Here is a 14,892-nt window from a genome sequence, read left to right as displayed (position 1 = left end):
TTTCAAATAAGCGGCGCAGGCTTGCTGGCTATGCTTGGCGAAGAATGAGCCCCAGCCAGCGAGAATGCGTCCGGCGACGAAGGAGCGTACTTGATTTGCTTTGTTAGACGGCGCAATAAACATGCTGTAAACATCCTTTGTCTGTTGAATAACAGTATCACCTAATACTACCACCAGATAATAATCACTGTAATTTCCTTGTTAAAAGATAGCCTGAAACAGCTACACAGTTCAAATAGCCTTAGCTGAAGAACAGATTATTGTTGTGAAAACCACCTTGAAGAAAAAAGAAACGATGTTGCCATTTCATGCGGATTCAAAACAACGATGCACCTTAAACTAGCGCCTTCTAACACCTTCCATAACCGGCGCTGGCCGCTCTTGCCAGTGTCCGGTTAATGGATTTGTTATATGAAAAACCTAAAGCTGATGCCATTTTCTGTCCTTTGAAACAACCGTTTGCTTGGCGGTTGATGTTGTCTATACCTTAAACCATCCTAGAGAGAACGTAAAATCATCATTGGCCGCTGAGTAATTTTTACCGACTTGAAAACAACATTTCTAGGCAAATCTAGCTTTCTACTTTAATTACCGATTTACCGCCGCTTAATTAACCTTTCAGCGCAATCGACATCAGTGTTAATAAAGGATTGAATGGCGGGCGGCACTAATAACCTTGAATACTAAGCTCACCCGGCAACCAATTTTAAAGCTACAGAAATTAAAAGCTAAAGCACATATAACGCCTTTGTAACGGGCATTTTTTGTGTAGTGTAGTTTTGCGGTAAAGTGGCGAAGCCACCGCAAAACGGAGCGTAGCAAAAAATGTCCCGTTGACAAACTTGTTAAGTTTATTCATCTTTTGTGCGCACCCATTCGGAATTTACCGACTCTCGTACAGCACTCCATCCCGGAGGCAAATCAGCAATTGAATGTAGAGTAGAATCTAGGCTAACGATTTCGCCCATGCCCACAATCATTAGGTCTTCCGATTTGTTCGTTGTACCACAAGTAAATGCCCAAGAATCGTCATCCTCGTAATGCACCACCATTAATATGGGAAATGATGCTTCCACCACCTGCTTAGTTGTAATTGCAGCTACATTTTCAGCTTGATCAAAAGGCCAGTTCAACTCATTTTCTCCATTTGCGGTGAGTGAATAAAGAAAAGCTACAGGTAATAGTATTGCTCTCATTGTTACGAAAACTTAACAATATTATTAGCTAGAAAAAATCCTTAAAACCAACAAGGAATTTTTCCTGTATCTAACATAGTTCTTTTTTAACACATGTTGTAAGTCTCTGTACAGGTTAAAAATAAACCCTTATTTCAATCAAGACTTTTGGTTAAAAGCCACTTTATTCCATATTTTTGCAATAGTACGGAATAACCATCGTTACTGTGTGGGTGTACAGTGCCAATCAAGCCTTAGTTAGGTTTTTTCGGTAGCGGCTTAGTTGTTCACAATGTAGAAATGGTTGCAAAAAAATAGCTTTCATTAATAAGTATAGAAATTGTTTTTTTGCCACATTGTCGGAAGGTGCTAACAATCGTCTTAATGCAGAATTGATAAAATTGGATGAGTAATCAATTATCAGTAGACATCCTTACGACAAATCTCCCTCAACCGTAACTACTTAACATTAACGAGAGCTGATAAAAACTCTCGGTTAGTCGACACACTTAGAATGACTTTATCGATGTCCTACCATCGAGCAAACACTTTAGTGAGTGAATGAAGATAGGAATAGTTTACTGGCCGTGGAACCAACAAAATTGTTTGTGAAGCGGCATGTCGGCCCTGCATTGCGTCATCTTTGCAGAATAAGTCGGGCACTCTTTGTAGAGTGCCCGATTTGCCTTTAACGATAAAAAATATCCGTTAACTCATCACAATATTTTGTTCTAAAAATAATTGAATGCTTGAGCCGCTGCGCGTCGTCAACAGTTAACAGGGGAAGCCCTGTTTTCTTGTCTTTGACTTCGGTGAGCTCGTCTAGCAACTGCTCATGCAGTCGTTTAATATCTGCAAAAATCGCCTGGGATTGCGACACGAGAAATACTTTGTCGTATACACCTGCATTCATGCCTGCCAGGTATTTCAGCAAAATAACACTGCGCTGCGTTTTGTTCTTGAATGAGTTTTCGATTTCAATGGCAATACGCGACGAACCGTGTTCGGTGACTTCTTGTAACAAGCCATCGACGATGCGAAAGTCAGACCTTTTCATCATGCGTTTACATTCTTTTTCTGTCACCATGCCGTTGTACGCATAGTAACCTTCATCAAATCGAGACGATTCGGTCATCATCTTGAGTAAAACGAATGAATTCATCAAATCGTGCATGACACTGTTCATATTTACGCCGCGCTCAGGCGGTGTAATGCGCCGAAAATACACGGGAAGGCCTGTCAATTCTTCTGCGTATTTAGCACCATCGGCATCACAAATATAAATACGGCCATCCACTGAACGATGCGTAATGACTAAGATTAACAAGCCTTGTTTAACCAGTTTGTTTAAGTGCTCTAATGCTTGTCGATAAGAGATACGATACAGATGGCTTAACACGGTGGGGGATGTAAGCCCAAAACGGGCGACAATCACCGTGGTTAATTCTCGCCGTGCTTGACCCATTTCATGGTTAGATTGTCCGGCGTGATAACGCATATTGATAGCAAAGTATCGCGCCATAATGGTATGCCAGTGTGTATCACTCAACATCTTCTTTTTTGTATGCATGGTTACATCCTATTTTGTATTTTAAGCTCAACTTAAAATAGGCATGGGACTTGCGAAATGCGCCGGTGCTTGAACACAAAAACTATCGTTTTTGCTGTCGGGATGCTGTTGCATCCGTCACGACACGCTAAACGACACAAAAACCAAAGGCGATAAACAGTGAGGGTATCATTAAATGTGCTTCGCACTTTTAATGAACGCCTTGAAGTGCCCGCCAGCACTGATGTCACTCTCGTGACGTGCTGACTCTACGTTCGTGCCTCACTAGCACGTCAATGCTAAGAGGCACTGTCCTCGCGCTGCTCGTACTAAAGGCAAATACGCCGTGCGGCAAAGACGTTTTTCAAACTGTCTTTTTCAGCTATCGCTGACGCCATTTTTCTGCCGAAAAAATGGTGGTTTGATTGCTGGGTGTTCCACCCTTCAATCAAATTTTTGCTGAAGCAAAAACGTATTTACCTTTAGTCCGAACAAGCTCGGACAGTGCCTAGCTACGCTACCAACAAACCTTGTTTGTTGCTCGCTACGCGGCTTATTGGTTTGCGTTGCAAACGCGTTTTTGCAGCTTGTCATGCTGACAAGTGCACGCTGCTTATCAGCACAAACAAAGCATAATCTGCTTTTTATTTACCGAGTTTAACTGTGCTAAATTGACGTCGCTTTGTTGAAAAACCACCTGAAATTTGGCCGATTGAGGGGGATTTAACAAGCAGGTACAAATCAGCCGTTCATGTTTGATTGCTGTAAATAGTTGCCCTTAAAACGGCTGATAAATCCCATTTTTTGATAACAGGAGAGCGCCACATATGATTTAATTTAGATAGCAATCAAACATGATCACCCTAACGGGAAATAAAGTGCTGCCAAACTGAGTTTGGTCAGCGCTTTGTTTTGCTTGTGCTCTACCAGTCATCGTCGAAGGTGCTGATGCTAGTATCAGACCAAGCGTTATCGTCAAATGAACTGAAACTATCATCGCTAAATGTATCAATCCCCGTATCATCAATGGGCATAGCCCTGTCTGAATCATGCGAATCGGAGCCATAAGGGTTACCGCTAGTATCTACTCCGCCAATACCGCCTATCATTACTTCGCCTGTTGCCGGATTGACTGCGAGGTCATCATCCGTGAACGAAATACTTGAGGACACGGCTGTGACAATATCAGGAAGGGATTTCATGCCCGAATATCCATTTCTTCTTTTTGCTTTGTCGCGTTTGTATTTTCGAAGGGCCACATTTTCCAAACATTGCCTGCGCTTTTCTAAGCGCAGGTTTTCATAAAACATGGCGGGCGATATGTAAGGGACGGGCTTAACTTCGCGAATTTTGGGTGGATCTTCAAACGTTATCATCGCATACAGGAAAAACAAGAAAGCCCCTAAAAAGGCGTGCAGTCCAACGACTACAACATCATGAAGGATTAAAACAAACGCGGCGATAAGTATTATTATCGATGCTACGACTTTTAATTTATTCATCGTCATTCCTTTTTATGTCTAGGCTGTTTAGCGGTTGATAAAAGGTATTAAGTAATCGTTTGCCATTCTCTTTTTTGACTTGCTGTGGCAGAAGCAGATTGACCAAGTCAGGATTGCCTATCTGCCGAGTCAGCTCAGATTTGAAACGGCTCTTGTCTTTACTTTCTGTTTCTCCGCCCAGATAACCGCCGAGCACCTTGTGGTGAGGATTTGCTTCTAATTTCAATACAACTTCATCGGCGTCATTGCCCAGGAGCAATCGAAGCTTGCTACTTTCGCAGTGTTGTTTAAAAAATTGGTATGCGTGAAGGTCGGTTTTAAAATCGATATCCAGCTCACCGGTCAATAAAGTGGCTAATTTGGCTGCTTTGATTCGCCCCAATGACTTCGCGTTGCTGCGATGATGGGGGACCTTTGTGGATAGCCACGTCATCAGATAGGTGGTTTCTTTTAGCGGCAAGTTGAGTGTCACAATTGACGCAGCGTTGTCTTTTTCTGTGTAACTAATCGTTACGTTAAAATGTTGTCTGCCCAATAGGTTAGGTGATGCAGTTACAGGCAGATACACCGTGATTGCGTGAACACAAATCCCATTCATGCGCGGCCTCCTGTGTTATCCAGCAAGCTAAATGTAGGGGAGTGCCATAATTGCGTATCATGGAGCAGGCGTAATATTTCCCAACTGGACAAGACGAATAGGTCGTGGTTTTTTGTTAGCCAGCGAAGCTGACTCGAAACACTGCCAGGGGTGATATAAATTGCTGCATCACAGTCATGTGTTACGCGGACATTGTGAAGCGCCAATATGGCTTGTTGCTGCCACGAGTTATCTAATGAGCCGGTTAACTCTGAAGGGCGTGCTAGGCGCACAATCGCTTTTGCCCCTTTTCTTGTGACCAGCAGGTCTTGCTCACCATGTGTTGTGATGTCGTAACCGCGCTGAACCAATGCTTGTAACATCATGGGTCTAAATCCCATACCCGCTAGCAGCGCGTCAAGTAATGCTGACTGTTCGCGTCTTAAGGCGCGTTGTATTGTGTCTTTGTTGTTATATCGCGTGTCGAGATGTCGCATATACTGGTTGATATTGGTACGTTTGGATATATCAATGAGCGGTTTGGTTATCCTTAAGAAGGGCGAATAGGTGTTAAGGGGAGGGCGGCTATTTGCAAATAAAGATTGAATGAATACGGTAAATTGGTGTGTGCCTAACATGTCTTTTCCTTAGTTAATTTTTCTCGAGGCACATAAGTACATTAATGAAATAAAACGTGATTGCAAAGGTTTTAGACAACGAAATTTGCGCAGTAAACAGCATCAACATAACCGGCTTTTAGTCGTGTAAATGGACTAAATGTGGCGAATTACCATTAGGGAACAAAGCCACCAAATCAGCAGGTTGCCAGTGATGATTAAGCAGCGACACCATCGCCACCAACAGTGAAGGGCAAAAGAAACCGCGTTCACGACGAAGTAGCTGAATAGTTAAGGCAAGGTTTTCTAATTGCTCGTGATTAAATTCGCAGAGGCTAAACCCGTTTTGTGTGAGTAGTGTTTCCACTTCTCTAAATTGGGGGTATTGCAGTATTTTACTCATGACATCCTCCTTGCTTTTTAGGCACAGCCTAACGGTTCAATGGCAAAGCGGTGTTTTTTGGAAGTTTCCAAAAGCTGTTTTATTACAGATTTTATGGGAAAGTTAACCTAGGAAAATCCGAAAACCAGTCAATACAGGAAGGAAATATGGCAGCATCTAAGCATAAACGACTCGATTTATTTGCGGGGACAATAGTAGTATTCATCAGCATTGCTTTGGCTCATGCGACAATAGAACAGATGGACGTTGCGCATGATTTTACATTACCCCTTTATTTACTGATAACGGCCGCGGTATTTGGGCCAATAGGCACACTACTGCTGTTTGCAACTGCCTGCTATCTATCAGTTAAAAAGCAAGTCCCTTTCTTTCGTTTCTTGGAAGGCAAGTTCTAAACGTTAGACTGATACATTCTTAAAAGGAGAATCAAAATGGAAGCTTTAATTTTTTTATTGCCCATGGCTATCATTGTCGGTGGGGCAATTTTAGTGGCGAAGACCAAGAAAAAATAATTTTCTAGTCAGCGTATTTAGAAACTTAAACTATTGCGTCAAAGCTTCTGATTTGAGCAATTTAACTGAATTAAATGCGTCACATCGGTCTGTATCACTTTATCACTTGGTTCTTGCTGAAACCGTAACTTAACAACAGAGGCTCAAGCTAGCAATTCCTTATACCCACTAGGCCGTGCCTATTGAACATAACGTACGATTCTGCCTTGGTAAATTGACTTTAATTGAACGATCACATTTATTGATACTTTCTAAAGAAAATTAATGGTCTAGTAAGCCAATTCATTAATACTATCTTTTTGATTTGTTAGCTTATTTGCTAACTTTGCAACCTCAGAAACTTGCATTCTGTTATAAACACTTTCTATCATCTTAAAATCAGAGTGGTTTGAAAAAACAGCTATTTGCGGAACGGTCAACCCCTGCTCCAAATACCTAGAAATTCCTTCCGCGCGCAAGTCATGTAGCCTCAGATCTCCCAATTTAAGGTGTTTTACTGCCTTTATAAAAACAGAAGTCATTGTCGACGGCTTAATATCGAAAAGTGGCATTGTATTTTTTAATTTAATTCCTTTTGATTTATAAAAATCATTTATAATTTCAAATTCTTTTATCATATCTTTAGTTAACGGAACTGCTCGTATATCTTTTTTCCTTTTACCTTGCTTGTTAGGTACGATCTTTAAGAACTGGTTTTCAACGTCTATTGACTCTTTACTTACCGAAATTAATTCACTTCTTCTAATTGTTGTTAAGATGTAAAGTCTAAACATGCTCGCATATGGAGTTTTGACTTTTTTCGATTGGCTATATTCTTCAAAATAATTATTTAACATGTCAAATTCTTCAACGGTTAATCTTCTGGTTCTTTCTTTCGATTTAGATATCAGGCTTAAATCTATTAACGCATTTCGAATTTCTTCATACTGTTTAACGTCAAAACTAATGTCATTAATTTTTTGATATGTTTTAAGGACAAATTTGAGAGCGTTGATGTCAATATTTATGGTTGAAGTTTCTGCTTTGTTGTCTATTCTGTCGTTGCAAAATCTGATCAAAGATTTTAAGTCGATTTGTTCGATTGAAAGTGAGCCTAATTCGTAATTTTTTATTTGACGAAGTGCTCCTTTGTAAGTTCTCGATAACGCGTAATTAGTTAGAAATTCGTCAATAAGACTATTTAATGATGATTTAGAATTAATAGGTTTTAATTTGATATTAGTATATAATAACGTGTTTTTATTGCTGTATGTTCTTTTACCTGCGGTTTTTAGATTTGAATTTAAGATTCTACTTGCCCAGGATGTCGCTTCCGCTTCTGTATCAAATGTTTTCGAACGACTATTCAAATCTTTACCTTTAACTTTGTGCCGCACACGTGCTTTATAGCGGACAAAACCTCGGGAATAAACTTTTTTAATGCTATAAAATGCCATTATTTCAATATGTTACCAATTCAATGCTTCACTTTTCACTATTGTAGGGGGTTCACCCCCTTACTCTGGTCTGACCTGATTAGGCCCAGTGTGATTTGGATATATTTTATAATATGAATCACTATTTGCGTTTTGTCCTAAAATGATGCGGATGAATTGAAATATATACTTTCCACAATATATTTAAGTCATTGTGTCCAGTGATACGGGCTGTCTCCTCAAGGCTGTAACCCTCCTCAATTAGCCTGCTCGCCCCTTCTCTACGTAAATCATGATATCGTAAATTTTTAATTCCAAGCTGGTTAATTGTTCTACGGAAACCTGTTGTTATTGATTTAGAGTTAAAAGGAAAAATTCGATTATCTAATTTGGGTTGTCGTCTAACTATATTTAATGCGTCTCCCAATAATGGCAAAACACTGTTGTTCCCAATACTTCCATTTGGGTTTTTTCGGTCTCTTACGATAATAGTAGCATTATCAATGTTTAGATCTTTCCATTGCATATTGCACAACTCACTTATTCGGCAGCAAGTTAAAATAGATAGGAGAAAAATATCATGATACGGAATTTGGCAATGTGGATGAGACTCTTTTCTTTTTAAACTTGTTAATAAAAGCTGAAACTCATCCCCTTGCAGTCTTCTTTCTCTCCTGTCAGATCGAGAAATAAGTTTAAGATCATGTAATGCTGGGTATGCTTCAGTAACAGCCTGATCAGTTATATTTATTCCCAATAAAGGTCTAGCGATTTTCAGAACTTTACGTAAACAACTAATATCTACTGCAATAGTCGATGGACTTGGAGTTGATGGGCTATCTCTTCTATCGATTGCGAAATTAACGATATCTTTCGCATTTAATCTATTGGTGAGTATTTTAGCTATTGGATAATTAAGGATTTGACGAAATGCAAAGAATGCTGAACGCCCAATGGGTCTACCTGATTTCTGTTTCATTTCTAAATACCGCTCAATCAATTGTCCTAAAGTACATTCAATAAGATCAAAAGTGGTATTGTCGAGATTCGATTCAACTTTATTAACAGTAGATTTAGCCCACTTTACTGCTAACACCTTTGATTTAAAACTTTTAGATTTACTAAATATGACAACCCCTTTCTCTTTGCTTCTAACTCTAACACTGTATGAATTACCGTTTTTACTCGCTCTCTTTGTAATGCTATAATTCGCCATTAGTAAGCCTCTTTAATACATATTTTGCTATCCAAATTTGTTCCCCCAAAACCGTGTATTTGTTCCCCCCGAGAGGGCATTTTGGGGTAAAATATGGCAAAATTTGCGTGTTTGTTCTTTTGGGAAGAAACTTCTTTAGGTTAATAATGATAAATAAAATCAATATGTTAGGTGTTTTGTCGTGACTGATTTAATCAACCGCACCATCTCCGTCGCGCCAATGCTGGATTGGACTGATAAACATTGTCGTTATTTTTTACGACAGATTTCACAACACTCTTTGCTTTATACCGAAATGGTGACAACGGGGGCTATCATCTTTGGTAAGGGCGATTATTTAGCTTTCAATGATGAAGAGCATCCAGTTGCGCTGCAATTAGGTGGTTCGGATCCCGTGGATATGGCTCGCTGTGCGTTGCTCGCCCAACAACGTGGTTATGATGAGGTGAATATTAACGTTGGCTGTCCGTCTGATCGTGTACAAAATGGACGCTTCGGCGCTTGTTTGATGGCTGAGCCAGAAACCGTTGCTGCATGTATTAAGAGTATGCAGGCCGAGGTAGATATTCCAGTGACTGTGAAATCTCGTATTGGTATCGATGAAATGGACGAGTATGAAGATTTGACCAGATTTATCGAACAAGTCGCGGATGCTGGTTGCGATACCTTTATTGTGCATGCCCGTAAGGCTTGGTTAAAAGGCTTAAGTCCGAAGGAGAATCGCGACATACCGCCTTTGATGTATGAGCGTGTTTATCATTTAAAAGAGCAATTTCCAGATTTGCACATTAGCATTAATGGTGGAGTGAAGACGTTGGACGATGTGGCCTTACACTTAAAATATATAGATGGGGCAATGATAGGTCGCGAGGCTTATAGCAATCCGTATATTTTAGCCGAGGTTGATAAGCTTTTTTACAACGATAGCCATGCTATTCCAACTCGTCATCAGGTTGTTGAAAAAATGATTGAGTATGCAGAGGTCCAATTAGAGTTACCTCATACCCGAATCTGGCACATAGCTCGGCATATGCTCGGTTTATTCCAAGGACAACCAGGTGCGCGTATTTGGCGCAGATACTTAAGTCAGAATGGTACTCAAAAAGGTGTCGGCATTGAGTTATTGCATGATGCATTAGATACTCTGGATGAAGCTCAATTCCAAGCGGAACAATTTCGCAATACTCATGCACCTGACCAAGTTGGTTAAAAACGCTAAGTGACTTGGTCAAAAACACTAAAATATTATTTTTTACTTCAAAAAAATGTTCTTTGGTTTATTTGTCGCGTCCCATGTTTTTTGAAAATCCTTTAAAAAACAAATGGATGTAATTTTTTTTAGTAGTTGGCACAACTATCGCAATAATGATTGCGACTTAACTAGTAACTGAATAATCAGTTACACATACAGCACAACTACTAAGGAAATTATTATGTTTAAGAAAATCACAGCAGCAACAGTACTTATCTCAGGTTTATTCGTAGCTTCATCTGTACATGCAGCAAATGTATCAGTAGAACAACTTGTTGGTTCACTTATTTCACAAGCAGTTAGCGTTACTAAAGAAGAAATATCATACGGTGTTGAAGAGGCCATTTTGACAGTAAACAATTCAATTGGTTTTGAGTCTGATTCACAAGATTATGTAACTAACGTAACCATTACAGATTTAAACAGTGACACTGAACTTAAAAAAGAAGAAAGTGATAAAGCTGAATAGTAAGGAGACTAACTATGTTTAACCACATACATCTACTTACTCTATTATTAGCACCGGTAATGGCCTACCTCGCAGCAGCATTAGTATTTAGTCTGGTCGAGTGTAAAAAGAACAGCCATGCAGTACCGGTTAATGGTTCTAATCTCCAATATCATGACGGTCGCAACGCGCAGTAGAGACCGTCATCTTTTATTTAAATTACCCTCTCGAAATTTATCCATCCTTAGCTTAAATAACTTTCCATCCTGTCCGCTTTGTCATCTAAAATAATGGTTCACTAAATTAATTGTTGATATATACTTGATGTGTCAATTAATGATTTGGATATGAAATGAAAAAACTAACTGACTCTATGTCGCTGTTAATCAATTTGAACTTAGCTGCTGTAAAGGTTAATAAAAAGCTTGATCGTAGTTTAAGTGTGCACGGGATTAGCTTTAGTGAGTACATGGCATTGCATGTTTTGTCTAATCAACCGATGCACACAATGAGTCGAATCGCCTTAGCTGAAGCTTTAGGTATGACAGCTTCAGGTGTAACACGTATGTTGAATCCTCTAGAAAAAATTCACCTCATTGAAAAACAAAAAAATCCAAGAGACGCCAGAATAAGTTTGGTTAAGTTATCGGCCACAGGTGCTGCATTGTATGAAGATGCATCTGTCAGCTTTAAACACTTTTCTGAGAATAGTGTATCTGACTTAAGGCAATATCAAATGGAGTCTGTTCTGGAAGTACTTAAGAAGTTTTAGTTGCCCGTCCGTTTCAAACCCTAGTATTAGGTTTAGCGGACTTGCTAAAAGTACTACTCACTTTTCAGAGGTTTGTTGGTTTGCCTGGTGAGATCGCGATCTCTCTAAAGATATGTTGTGCGCCGACAACATACTCCCATCACTATGACGTTTTTTCACGCCCTTAATTCAGACATCGAACATTTATCTGCCGCTATTTTATAACGCTTTCCTAGTTTTAATATTTTGACCAACTAATTAGCGAATTTGACTAATATCCTAATTTGAAATTCAAAACGTATTTTTTAATTTCAGGTGAAAACATTAAAAGTAGATAATAAACAATGGTTTAGCTGTATTTGAAAGTTTGGCACGTAGTTTGTAATAAGAGAAGTACTGGTAAAGAAAATTGAATTTAGAATTATCAAAGTAATTCAAAATACAACACTCATATAAATCTCGGAGGATCGAAAAATGGGTATGTTCACAAGAATGTCAGACATAGTACAAGCAAATCTTAATGCCATCTTAGACAAAGCGGAAGATCCACAAAAAGTCATTCGCCTAATAGTGCAAGAAATGGAAGAGAGCTTAGTAGAAATACGCTCAGTTGCGGCAAGAAGTTTAGCTGATAAAAAACACTTAGTGCGCAAACAGGAAAAGCTAGAGGGACAAGTTAAAGATTGGCAGAGCAAAGCCACAGTCGCGCTTAAAAAAGAGCGTGAAGACTTAGCTAGAGCCGCTTTAGTAGAAAAAAACAAAGCGCAAGAGTCGTTAAAATTGCTAACCAAAGAAATGGACGTGGTTGAAGAGGCTATTGCTAAATTGCAAGACGATACTTCACGTTTGCAAGAGAAACTTAAAGAAGCAAGAAGTCGTCAAAAAGCGTTGGATATTAGACAGCAATCAGTGTCAGTACGTCTGAAAGCGAAAACCTCTCAGAGTGTCGAAAAAATTGACGATGCAATTGCTCGGTTCGAACATTATGAAAGTCGTATCGACGACTTAGAATCACAAGTCGAAGCTTATGATTTGGTGTCTGAAAGCCAATCTTTAAGTGCGCAAATCGAGAAGCTTGAACAAGACGAAAATATCGAAAAAGAGTTGGCTGCGCTGCGCAAGAAAGTCGCGTAACAAAGTCGGCTCGGCAATCTCTAAAATGTTTATTCGTAAGGCCTGAAATTTTTGGGCCTTCGATTAAAACGTACTAATTTCTGTAGGAGTATCAACATGAAAGACTATTTAAATACAAATCAACTATATCGTGACACGGTTCGTGGCAAAATTAGCGGCGTATGTGCAGGCATTGCAACGCATTTTAGTGTTGATGCTTGGATTGTAAGAATCGCAGCTATCGCAGCCTTTATTTTTATGCCAATGGTTGTTGGTGTGGCTTATCTGTTAGCGGTTTTGTTAATTCCAACAAGATAACCTTAGTTTCGTAGGGAGAATGCGATGAAAAATCTTATTTTAGCTATTTTGATTGCCGTACTTATTACTTACAGTTGCGGTATCTTGGTTAGCGAGTGGTTTGATTTCTCGATTCATTTAGATGAGCATATATTTGGTCCGATGGAGTCGGTTGTAGGGGTTACCGCTATTGGCGCCGTAATGGCCATTGTTGGTGTTATTGTCGCTATCAGCGTGTTTGGTGCCATAGCATTGGCTTTGTTTGTTGCGTTTGTGGCTATGTTATTGGCTGGCGTTACTGTGTTTTGGCCAATGTTACTGGTGATTGCCTTCATTATCTGGTTAGTAAAAGACAAGCGGCCAACTCAATACTAACGGTAAAAATCGCCGGGCCGCATGAATACCAGTTACCGTTATTAACCGCACAACATAATCTGCCGCCATTATTAGGTGAGACGATAAACAACTCACAACTGAAAAAGCGCTGACTATTCTGGTAAAAGCGCGTGAATTAATTGATAATTACGGGAAATTTATTATTCAGGAAAGGCAGTTTATGAAATTCGTCAAGCAGCAACCGTGGTTGATTTTCATCGGATTATTGGTTTGTAGTTTTGCTAGCTCTGCAAATATCAAAATATCAGATGCAACAGTACGTTTATTACCGCCAACAGTTCCTAATACAGCTGCTTATTTTAAAATCCAAAATACTTCCAACAAAGATGTGGTTCTGGTATCCGCCAGCACCGACATTGCTGAAAAAGCTGAATTGCATGCTCATGTTATGGAAAACGGTATGATGAGTATGCAACAACAAGAACAAATTAAAATACCAGCTGGGGAAACAGTCGCCTTCAAACCTGGTGGTTTACACGTAATGATATTTGGTCTTAAAAAGCCATTGTCAGAAAATCAAAGGGTTTTAATTACCTTGGTCAGCGAAGATCAAAAAACGATTCAGGTAGAAGCAAAAGCGGTTATGCCCGGCAAAGAAAAGTCACATAGCCATCATTAGAATAGATGATGTTATGCGTGTAAGGTGTCATTAATTCAAAATACAGGAAGCATATTATGCAACGTTTTTTAAATGCGAAATGGCTCACCACCACTTTCCTAATAATTGTGTTTATAGGTTGGTTAGTTTCTATCTATTGGAGTTCAGAACCTGATTCGTTCAATGTGAGAACTGAAGCTCAATCATATGCTCAAGCGAATTCGGAAAATGTGGTTGTAGGTTACACAACAACTCATACACTGATTCGTGTGGTGGAATCGTTAATGGATAAACCGGGTGGTTATTTATCAAACGACGTTATGCCGCCGGGAATATTCATGGATAACATGCCTAGATGGGAATTTGGAGTGTTAGAAATGTCCCGTGATCTTGCGTTGGCAATGCGCAAAGATTTTAGTCGCTCGCAGTCACAATCTATGGAAAACCCAGAGTTAATAAAAGCGCAGCCAGCGTTAAATATGAATCACCTGAGTTGGATGCTTCCTTCAGCAGAGTCAATGTACCAAGACGCGCTTAAAGATTTGTATGCTTATCGAACTGATTTGGCTGATAAAGGCCAAGGCAGTGCGCAATTTTTCTCTCGAGCAGATAACTTGAGGGATTGGTTGAAGCAAGTAGAAAAACGATTAGGCAATCTTTCACAGAAGCTAAGTGCCAGTGTCGGCCAAGAAGTGCTAAACACAGATTTAGCTGGGGATGCACAAGCTAGACAGTCTACACCTGAACCTAAACAGCGTTATGAAAAAACCAGCTGGTGGAAAACCGACGATAATTTTTATGAAGCAAGAGGTGCCGCATGGGCTCTGATTCATTTTCTCAAAGCGGTAGAAGTCGATTTTGCTGACGTGCTTGAGAAAAAAAATGCGACTGTGAGTTTACGCCAAATAATTCGTGAACTAGAGTCAACCCAGCAAACTATTTGGAGTCCGATGATTTTAAATGGAAGTGGCTTAGGTATGTTAGCTAATCACTCATTAGTCATGGCGAACTATATTTCCCGAGCAAATGCTGCTTTAATCGAATTAAATGAACTGTTAAATCAAGGATAAA

General features: G+C 39.6%; 18 protein-coding genes. 10 read left to right on the top strand and 8 right to left on the bottom strand.

Annotated features, from left to right (window positions below; genetic code table 11):
• Nucleotides 1-851: 851 nt before the first annotated feature.
• From ABWV72_RS10885 to ABWV72_RS10860, 6 genes are all read right to left on the bottom strand, one after another.
• Nucleotides 852-1,196: a hypothetical protein gene (locus tag ABWV72_RS10885; RefSeq protein ID WP_353370507.1), complete on the bottom strand. Its 345-nt coding sequence runs from the start codon at nt 1,194-1,196 to the stop codon at nt 852-854.
• Between the two features lie 667 nt (nt 1,197-1,863).
• Nucleotides 1,864-2,745: a hypothetical protein gene (locus ABWV72_RS10880; RefSeq protein ID WP_353370505.1), complete on the bottom strand. Its 882-nt coding sequence runs from the start codon at nt 2,743-2,745 to the stop codon at nt 1,864-1,866.
• A gap of 902 nt (nt 2,746-3,647) precedes the next feature.
• Nucleotides 3,648-4,226 carry a hypothetical protein gene (locus ABWV72_RS10875; RefSeq protein ID WP_353370503.1) on the bottom strand — a complete coding sequence of 193 codons (579 nt, stop codon included), beginning with the start codon at nt 4,224-4,226 and terminating at the stop codon, nt 3,648-3,650.
• Nucleotides 4,219-4,824, bottom strand: a complete 606-nt coding sequence (locus ABWV72_RS10870; RefSeq protein ID WP_353370501.1) for a hypothetical protein — start codon at nt 4,822-4,824, stop codon at nt 4,219-4,221. The genes ABWV72_RS10875 and ABWV72_RS10870 overlap by 8 nt, the downstream gene beginning before the upstream one ends.
• Complete coding sequence (locus ABWV72_RS10865; protein ID WP_353370499.1) at nt 4,821-5,441, bottom strand: hypothetical protein; 621 nt, start codon at nt 5,439-5,441, stop codon at nt 4,821-4,823. Before ABWV72_RS10865 ends, ABWV72_RS10870 begins: the two co-directional genes overlap by 4 nt.
• Before the next feature lie 118 nt (nt 5,442-5,559).
• Complete coding sequence (locus ABWV72_RS10860; protein WP_353370497.1) at nt 5,560-5,823, bottom strand: hypothetical protein; 264 nt, start codon at nt 5,821-5,823, stop codon at nt 5,560-5,562.
• A gap of 146 nt (nt 5,824-5,969) precedes the next feature.
• Between ABWV72_RS10860 and ABWV72_RS10855 the strand changes: the two genes are divergently transcribed.
• Nucleotides 5,970-6,218 carry a hypothetical protein gene (locus ABWV72_RS10855; protein ID WP_353370495.1) on the top strand — a complete coding sequence of 83 codons (249 nt, stop codon included), beginning with the start codon at nt 5,970-5,972 and terminating at the stop codon, nt 6,216-6,218.
• A gap of 386 nt (nt 6,219-6,604) precedes the next feature.
• On the opposite strand, the gene ABWV72_RS10850 is transcribed toward ABWV72_RS10855, so the two are convergent.
• Together ABWV72_RS10850 and ABWV72_RS10845 are read right to left on the bottom strand one after the other, a co-directional pair.
• Nucleotides 6,605-7,771 (bottom strand): tyrosine-type recombinase/integrase, encoded by a 1,167-nt coding sequence (locus tag ABWV72_RS10850; protein WP_353370493.1) that lies wholly within the window; start codon nt 7,769-7,771, stop codon nt 6,605-6,607.
• 121 nt (nt 7,772-7,892) lie between these two features.
• On the bottom strand, nt 7,893-8,966 hold the full coding sequence (locus tag ABWV72_RS10845) for a tyrosine-type recombinase/integrase (RefSeq protein ID WP_353370491.1): 1,074 nt from the start codon (nt 8,964-8,966) through the stop codon (nt 7,893-7,895).
• A 181-nt stretch (nt 8,967-9,147) separates the two neighbouring features.
• Between ABWV72_RS10845 and dusA the strand changes: the two genes are divergently transcribed.
• The 9 genes from dusA (at nt 9,148) to ABWV72_RS10800 (ending at nt 14,891) form a co-directional block, all read left to right on the top strand.
• Nucleotides 9,148-10,176 (top strand): tRNA dihydrouridine(20/20a) synthase DusA, encoded by a 1,029-nt coding sequence (gene dusA, locus ABWV72_RS10840; protein WP_353370489.1) that lies wholly within the window; start codon nt 9,148-9,150, stop codon nt 10,174-10,176.
• A gap of 223 nt (nt 10,177-10,399) precedes the next feature.
• Nucleotides 10,400-10,687, top strand: a complete 288-nt coding sequence (locus ABWV72_RS10835; protein ID WP_216048914.1) for a hypothetical protein — start codon at nt 10,400-10,402, stop codon at nt 10,685-10,687.
• Nucleotides 10,688-10,701: 14 nt separating this feature from the next.
• On the top strand, nt 10,702-10,863 hold the full coding sequence (locus ABWV72_RS10830; RefSeq protein WP_216048913.1) for a hypothetical protein: 162 nt from the start codon (nt 10,702-10,704) through the stop codon (nt 10,861-10,863).
• A gap of 155 nt (nt 10,864-11,018) precedes the next feature.
• A complete protein-coding gene (locus ABWV72_RS10825; protein WP_342805241.1) occupies nt 11,019-11,438 on the top strand; it encodes a MarR family winged helix-turn-helix transcriptional regulator in 420 nt (139 codons plus the stop codon).
• 453 nt (nt 11,439-11,891) lie between these two features.
• Complete coding sequence (gene pspA, locus ABWV72_RS10820) at nt 11,892-12,551, top strand: phage shock protein PspA (protein ID WP_353370486.1); 660 nt, start codon at nt 11,892-11,894, stop codon at nt 12,549-12,551.
• A gap of 96 nt (nt 12,552-12,647) precedes the next feature.
• Entirely contained in the window at nt 12,648-12,848 is a 201-nt protein-coding gene (locus tag ABWV72_RS10815) for a PspC domain-containing protein (RefSeq protein ID WP_216048910.1), read from the top strand.
• A 24-nt stretch (nt 12,849-12,872) separates the two neighbouring features.
• Entirely contained in the window at nt 12,873-13,202 is a 330-nt protein-coding gene (locus tag ABWV72_RS10810) for a hypothetical protein (RefSeq protein WP_342805239.1), read from the top strand.
• Nucleotides 13,203-13,383: 181 nt separating this feature from the next.
• The gene (locus ABWV72_RS10805) at nt 13,384-13,842 is read left to right on the top strand and encodes a copper chaperone PCu(A)C (protein ID WP_303499203.1); all 459 of its coding nucleotides are present in this window, start codon (nt 13,384-13,386) and stop codon (nt 13,840-13,842) included.
• A 56-nt stretch (nt 13,843-13,898) separates the two neighbouring features.
• Entirely contained in the window at nt 13,899-14,891 is a 993-nt protein-coding gene (locus ABWV72_RS10800; protein WP_216048907.1) for a DUF2333 family protein, read from the top strand.
• The last annotated feature ends 1 nt before the right edge of the window (nt 14,892 follow it).

This window comes from Aliiglaciecola sp. NS0011-25 (genome assembly GCF_040370605.1).
Taxonomy (GTDB): Bacteria; Pseudomonadota; Gammaproteobacteria; order Enterobacterales; family Alteromonadaceae; genus Aliiglaciecola; species Aliiglaciecola lipolytica_A.
Note: the sequence above shows the minus strand (reverse complement) of the source record. Positions and strands in the feature narration are given on the sequence as shown.